We start from the raw sequence: 7004 nt of genomic DNA on the forward strand, positions 1-7004 counted from the left end.
TCTCCCACAAGGGGAGAAGGGGTCGCACCTTCTATGGCGCGACACCTCGCCCCTACGTGAACAACGTCGGCTGCTGCCGGGCCGCGCGCTCCTGCGCTTCGACCACGGCCACCGCGGTCATGTTGAGGATGCCGCGCGCCGTCACCGATGGCGTGAGGATGTGGGCCGGGCGCGCCGGACCGATCAGGATCGGGCCCACGGGGAGCGCGTCCGCCAGCGACTTGATCATCTGATAGCCGACGTTGGCGGTATCAAGGGTCGGCATGATCAGGATGTTGGCCTCTCCCTCGAGCTTGGAGTGCGGCAGCACCATCCTCCGCGCCGCAGCTGAAAGAGCCGTATCACCCTGCATCTCGCCGTCGGCCTCGATCTCCGGATGCTTTTCCTTCAGCAACTGGGTCGCCCGGCGCATCTTGCGCGAGGAATCCGTATCGTAGCTGCCGAAATCGGAGTGCGAGACGAAGGCGATCTTCGGCTTGATGTTGAAACGCTGCACATGAACGGCCGCGAGCGAGGCGATCTCGGCGAGCTCCTCAGCACTCGGATTGGGGCGCACCTGCGTGTCGGCGATGAAGAAGGCGCCCTTGCTGGTGATCAGCAGTGCCAGCGCGGCGTAGTCGCTGACACCGGGCGAGAAGCCGACGATCTCGCGGACATGGCGCAGGTGGCTCATATAGCGGCCCTCGACGCCGCAGAGCATCGCATCCGCCTCCCCGCGCGTCACCGCGAGCGCTGCGATGACGGTGTTGTTGGTGCGCACCACCGTGCGTGCCGCGTCCGGCGTCACGCCGCGGCGGCCGGCGACCTCGACATAGGACTGCACATAGGAGCGATAGCGCGGATCGTCCTCGGGATTGACGAGATCGAAATCCTTGCCCGACTTGATCGACAGGCCGAAGCGCTTGATGCGGGCCTCGACCACCGAAGGACGACCGACCAGAATCGGCCGCGCCACCTTTTCCTCCAGCACAACTTGCGTGGCGCGGAGCACGCGCTCGTCCTCGCCTTCGGCGTAGATCACGCGCACCGGCTGGGTCTTGGCCTTGGCGAACATCGGCTTCATCACGAGGCCGGAGCGGAAGGCGAAGCGCTCGAGCAATGCGGTATATTCGTCGAAATTGGTGATGGGCCGCGTCGCCACGCCCGATTCCATCGCCGCCTTGGCGACGGCGGGCGCGATGCGCAGGATCAGCCGCGGATCGAACGGGCTCGGGATCAGCGATCCCGGACCGAAGCCTTGCGTCTCGCCGGTATCAAAACCTTGCGCCACCGCATCCGACGGCGCTTCGCGCGCGAGCTGGGCGATGGCCTCGACGGCGGCGAGCTTCATCTCCTCGTTGATGGCGCTGGCGCCGACATCGAGCGCGCCGCGGAAGATGAAGGGAAAGCAGAGGACGTTGTTGACCTGGTTCGGATAGTCGGAACGGCCGGTGCAGATCATGGCGTCGGGGCGCACCTTGCGGGCCTCCTCCGGCATAATCTCCGGTACGGGATTGGCGAGCGCCATGATGAGCGGCTTGTCGCCCATCGCCTTCGCCATCTCGGGCTTGAGTACGCCGGGCGCCGAGAGGCCGACGAAGATGTCGGCGCCGCCGATCACGTCGGCCAGCGTGCGCTTGTCGGTCTTCTGGGCGTAGACCGCCTTCCAACGGTCCATCGAGGTGTTGCGGCCCTCATGCACGAGGCCGTCGATGTCGCAGACCCAGATGTTCTTGCGCTGCGCGCCCATCGACACCAGGAGATTCAGCGTTGCGATGGCCGCGGCCCCTGCCCCCGACGCCACGATCTTGACGTCGGACAGCTTCTTGCCGTTCAGCCGGAGGCCGTTGGTGATGGCGGCGGCGACGATGATCGCGGTACCGTGCTGGTCGTCATGAAAGACCGGGATCTTCATGCGCTCTTTCAGGCGCGCCTCGATCTCGAAGCACTCCGGTCCGCGGATGTCTTCCAGATTGATGCCGCCGAAGGTCGGTTCGAGCGCCGCGACGGTTTCGACCACGCGGTCGATGGTGTCGGCGGCGATCTCGATGTCGAACACGTCGATGCCGGCGAATTTCTTGAACAGGACCGCCTTGCCCTCCATCACGGGCTTGGACGCCAGCGGGCCGATATTGCCGAGACCGAGCACGGCAGTGCCGTTCGAAACCACGGCAACCAGATTGGCGCGAGTGGTCAGCGAGGCGGCCTCGGCGGGGTTCTTGGCGATCTCGGTACAGGCGGCGGCGACACCCGGAGAATAGGCGAGCGCGAGGTCGCGCTGGTTGGCGAGCGGCTTGCTCGCCTGGATCTCGAGCTTTCCCGGGCGCGGCAGGCGGTGATAGGCGAGCGCCGCCTGGTGGAGATCATCAGAATAGGACGACATGCGGTGTCTCGCTTCGCGTTACCGGCCTCAAAATGCCCGATCCGGAGCCACCGCCCAAGATGAACGGTTATTTCCGGGTCATGGAAACGGGATGAAGCACGCCGGCCGCCCCGGTGGCAACATCCGATTGCGCGCCCATCAACAAGACGCGTTGTCAAATATTTGAAAACCATAGCTGTCCCTGGACCGCCCGCCGTTTCGCGAATATGCCAGGTTGCGCGATCAAAAACGGGCAACTGGGGCAGCGGAATGAAGCGAATCCTGATCGGGCTGGTGGCACTCATCGTGCTCGCCGCGGGCGGATGGTTCGGCCTCGACCTCTACGCCAGGCATCGCGCCACGGCCGAGGTCGAAGCCACCTTCGACAGGATCCGTTCGAGCGGCGGCAAGGCAAGCTACGGCAAGCTTGGATTCGATCTGCCCACGCGCACCCTGACGATCGAGGACATCGCGATCACGCCCGGCGACAAGCCGCAGGCGCAGATCAAGATCGCCGGCATCAAGGGCACCGGCGTTCGCCTGATCGACGATACCACCTTCTCGGCTGACAGCATCGACGTAGCCGGATTCGAGGTTGCCCTGGACCAGGTCGGCGCCGCGAAGCTGAAGGCATCCTACAAGATCCCGCAACTCACCTTGCGGGACTATGCCGGCCCCGTTCGCGTCGGCGATCCGCCGACGAGCGGCTCCCTGATCGACCTTTACCGCTATGTACTCGAACAGTACGCAAGCATCACGGCATCGTCGGTCACGGCTCCGACGCTGACGATGACCTTCGACGCGAGCGGCAGCGCCGCCGGCAATGGCGAGACCGCCTATTCCGGGCTGGCGATCCAGAACCTCAAGCGCGGCAAGGTCGAGGCGATGAAAGCCAACCGCGCCGTCTTCACCATCGACGTGCCGCAGCCGGGCAAGCCGGACAAGCTGACCGGCGATCTCTCCAACATGATCGTCAACGATTTCGACGCGACCGCAATCGCTGCGGCGCTCGATCCGCAGAAGACCGGCGACGACAACTATCATCGCGTCTACCGGCAGATCTCGGCCGGTCCCTATGTGCTCAAATCGACCCAGGGCATGCGGATGGAGATCGAAGGGATCAATTTCGAAGACATCGCAGTGCGGCCCTCGAAATTTCGTTCGGCCGATATCCTGGCGCTGATGCCGGCGGACCGATCGATCGTCCCGACCGCCGCGCAATCGCGCGAGATGATGGAGAAGGTCGCCGGATTCTATGAAGGCCTTCGCATCGGCAGGATCGAGATCGGCAAGACGTCGATGGGCACGCCGCAAGGGACGGCCAGGATCAATGCCGTCAGATATCGCGAGGGCGAATTCGCGGTCGAAGGCGTCGATACACCGTCCCCGCAAGGCCAGTTCAAGATGGAGCGTTTCGCGCTGAAATCGTTCAGCGCGGCAAACCTGATGCGCTGGGCTGCAGGGCTCGGCGCTCAAGGCAAAGTGCCCTCGCCCGATCAGATGCTGGGTCTGTTCCGCGTGTTGGAAGGCGCCGAGATCAAGGGCGTGGTGGCGCCCTACAAGAGCGCGCGCCAGTTCGTCACCATCGACACGCTCAGCCTGAACTGGGGGCAGCTGGTCGGATCGATCCCGAGCAAGGCCAATCTGGTCGTGAAGATGGTCGCGCCCACCGATCCCGCCAGCCCGGCGCAGCGGCCGCTGATCATGGCGGGTGTCGACAAGCTCGCGATCAACCTCGATCTCGGTGCCGCCTGGACGGAGTCGTCTGGTGCGTTTGCGCTCGCGCCCGCAACGATCGATCTCGGCAATCTCGCCAAGGCGCAGGCCCGCTTCGCGCTCGCCAACGTGCCGCGCGGCGTGTTCACGACCGATCCGGTGCAGGCCATGAGCGATGCCGGGCGGATCGAGGCCGGCGCGATCGAGCTTTCCTTGCGCGACAGCGGCGCCGTCGATCTGGTCGTGGCGCAATTCTCGCGCATCCAGAACGTCAGCCGCGACGCCGCGCGCAGCGCCATCGTCGAGATGATCCAGGCGCAGGGCGAGAAGCTCGCGGCATCAAATCCCGATGCCAAGGCGGCGGCAGGTGCGCTCGCCGACTTCGTCGCGACCTCGGGCCAGACGCTCTCCCTGAAGCTGACGCCGCACGGCAAGGTGCCGGTGGTTCAATTCATGGATGTCATGAACCGCGAGCCGATCGTCGCGCTCGGACAGTTCAAGATCGAGGCGTCGACGGGGCTGTAGGAGGGAGAGAGCCGCTCTCTCTTCCTCGTCATTGCGAGGAGCTTGCGACGAAGCAATCCAGAGTCTCTCCGCGAAAAGACGCTGGATTGCTTCGCTGCGCTCGCAATGACGAGGTGGAGGCAGCCTTTCCCTACATCCGCCTACGCTAAAGCTTCGGCGGGACAAGGGTGGTGAGAGGCGGTGAAAGCCTCACTTTTGCGGCAGGTTCACCCGCACATGCAGCTCGCGGAGCTGCTTCGTGGTGGCCTCCGACGGCGCGCCCATCAGGAGGTCCATGGCCTGCTGGTTCATCGGGAACAGCGAGATCTCGCGCAGGTTCGTGGTGCCGCACAAGAGCATCACGATGCGGTCGACGCCGGCCGCCATGCCGCCATGCGGCGGTGCGCCGTACTGGAAGGCGCGGTACATGCCGCCGAAGCGATCGACCACTTCCTGTTCGCCGTAGCCGGCGATCTCGAACGCCTTCACCATGGCTTCCGGCACGTGGTTGCGAATTCCGCCCGAGGCGATCTCGTAGCCGTTGCATGTGATGTCGTACTGGAACGCCTTGATGGTCAGCGGGTCCTGGCCCTTCAGCGCCTCGAGCCCACCTTGCGGCATCGAGAACGGATTGTGCGAGAAGTCGACCTTCTTGTCGTCCTCGTTGTACTCGTACATCGGGAAGTCGACGATCCAGGCGAGCTCGAACCGCTCCTTGTCGGTGAGGTTCAATTCCTCGCCGACCTTGTTACGGGCGAGCCCTGAGAACTTCCAGAACTTGTCGGGATCGCCGGCGACGAAGAAGGCGGCATCGCCTTCCTTGACGCCGAGCTGCGCGCGGATCGCAGCGGTGCGCTCGGGCCCGATGTTGTTCGCAAGGGGCCCAGCGCCCTCACCGCCCTCGCGCCACATGATGTAGCCGAGACCGGGCTGGCCCTCGCCCTGCGCCCACGAATTCATGCGGTCGCAGAACGCGCGGCTGCCACCGCCCGCAGCGGGAATGGCCCAGACCTGGTTCTTGGGGTCTTCGAGCATGCGCGCAAAGACCTTGAAGCCGGAGCCGCGGAAATGCTCGGAGACGTCCTGCATCTCGATGGGGTTGCGCAGGTCCGGCTTGTCGCTGCCGTATTTGCGCAAGGCTTCGGCGAAGGGAATGCGGCGCCAGCCCTTCGTCACCGGCTTGCCCTTGGCGAACTCCTCGAACACGCCGGTGATGACGGGCTCCATCGCCGCGAAGACGTCGTCCTGCGTGACGAAGCTCATCTCGACGTCGAGCTGGTAGAACTCGCCCGGCAGACGGTCGGCGCGCGGGTCCTCGTCGCGGAAGCAGGGCGCGATCTGGAAGTAGCGGTCGAAGCCCGACATCATCAGGAGCTGCTTGTACTGCTGCGGCGCCTGCGGCAGCGCGTAGAACTTGCCGGGATGGATGCGCGAGGGCACCAGGAAGTCGCGCGCGCCTTCCGGCGAGGACGCGGTCAGGATCGGGGTGTTGAACTCGAAGAAGCCCTGCCCCTCCATCCGCCGGCGCATCGACTTGATGATTTCGACGCGCGTCATGATGTTCTGGTGCAGCTTCTCGCGGCGCAAGTCGAGGAAGCGGTACTTCAGGCGGATGTCTTCCGGATATTCCTGGTCGCCGAACACCGGCAGCGGCAGGTCGCCGGCGGGGCCGAGCACCTCGATCTCGCTGATATAGACCTCGACCTTGCCGGTCGGCAGATCGTCATTGTCGGTGCCCTCGGGGCGACGGCGGGCCTTGCCGTCCATCCGCACCACGAATTCCGAGCGCAGCTTCTCGGCCAGCGAGAACGCCGGCGAGTCCGGATCGACCACGCACTGGGTCAGGCCGTAATGGTCGCGCAGGTCAATGAACAGCACGCCGCCATGGTCGCGGACGCGATGGACCCAGCCTGAGAGGCGGACCGTCTCGCCGATGTTGCTCTCGCGGAGCGCGCCGCATGTATGTGACCGGTAGCGATGCATGGTCGTCCCAAAATCAATGTCGGAGGAAGCGAATCGAACGGCCTGAAACGACCGGTCCGAAGTTGCGGCAGGGTTTACCCGACGAGGACCAAGGCGGCAACCAAGGGAACGGCCTGATTTTGGACCCGACCGGGCCATTTCCGGCTTATCAGAGACCAAGCCTTTGCCATCAGGCGTTCCAGCCCTATCTTAAGGCCATGACGGTGCATTTCCCCTTCCAGAACTCCTATTCGGCGCTGCCGGACAGCTTCTTCGCCCGCGTCGCGCCGACCCCCGTGGCCGCGCCCCGCCTGATCAAGCTGAACCGGCTGCTGGCGCTCCAGCTCGGGCTCGATCCCGACCTTTTGGAGACCCCGGAAGGCGCCGAGATCCTGGCCGGCAAGACGGTTCCCGCCGGAGCCGATCCCATCGCCATGGCCTATGCCGGCCACCAGTTCGGGCATTTCGTGCCCCAGCTCGG

At 64.9% G+C, this 7004-nt stretch carries 4 protein-coding genes; 2 read left to right on the forward strand and 2 right to left on the reverse strand.

The genetic code is table 11. The annotated features are described in order from the left end of the window. Positions 1 to 52: 52 nt before the first annotated feature. Positions 53 to 2362, reverse strand: coding sequence for an NADP-dependent malic enzyme (locus tag SE91_RS16770; protein ID WP_061848373.1), 2310 nt, complete (start codon positions 2360 to 2362; stop codon positions 53 to 55). 249 nt (positions 2363 to 2611) lie between these two features. Between SE91_RS16770 and SE91_RS16775 the strand changes: the two genes are divergently transcribed. After that, complete coding sequence (locus SE91_RS16775; RefSeq protein WP_061848376.1) at positions 2612 to 4582, forward strand: aq_1923 C-terminal domain; 1971 nt, start codon at positions 2612 to 2614, stop codon at positions 4580 to 4582. Positions 4583 to 4771: 189 nt separating this feature from the next. On the opposite strand, the gene aspS is transcribed toward SE91_RS16775, so the two are convergent. Beyond that, positions 4772 to 6544: an aspartate--tRNA ligase gene (gene aspS, locus SE91_RS16780; RefSeq protein ID WP_061848378.1), complete on the reverse strand. Its 1773-nt coding sequence runs from the start codon at positions 6542 to 6544 to the stop codon at positions 4772 to 4774. Here aspS and SE91_RS37685 point away from each other — a divergent pair. Beyond that, the coding region (locus tag SE91_RS37685) for a protein adenylyltransferase SelO family protein (protein ID WP_245318470.1) at positions 6520 to 7004 on the forward strand (485 nt) is incomplete at its 3' end. The genes aspS and SE91_RS37685 overlap by 25 nt on opposite strands.

It is taken from the genome of Bradyrhizobium sp. DOA1, assembly GCF_001593325.1.
Taxonomy (GTDB): domain Bacteria; phylum Pseudomonadota; class Alphaproteobacteria; order Rhizobiales; family Xanthobacteraceae; genus Bradyrhizobium.

Excerpts from the sequence above, each read along its gene's own strand:
- SE91_RS16770 (WP_061848373.1), bottom strand. The coding sequence starts at position 2,362 with ATGTCGTCCTATTCTGATGATCTCCACCAGGCGGCGCTCGCCTATCAC.
- SE91_RS16775 (WP_061848376.1), top strand. The coding sequence starts at position 2,612 with ATGAAGCGAATCCTGATCGGGCTGGTGGCACTCATCGTGCTCGCCGCG.
- aspS (WP_061848378.1), bottom strand. The coding sequence starts at position 6,544 with ATGCATCGCTACCGGTCACATACATGCGGCGCGCTCCGCGAGAGCAAC.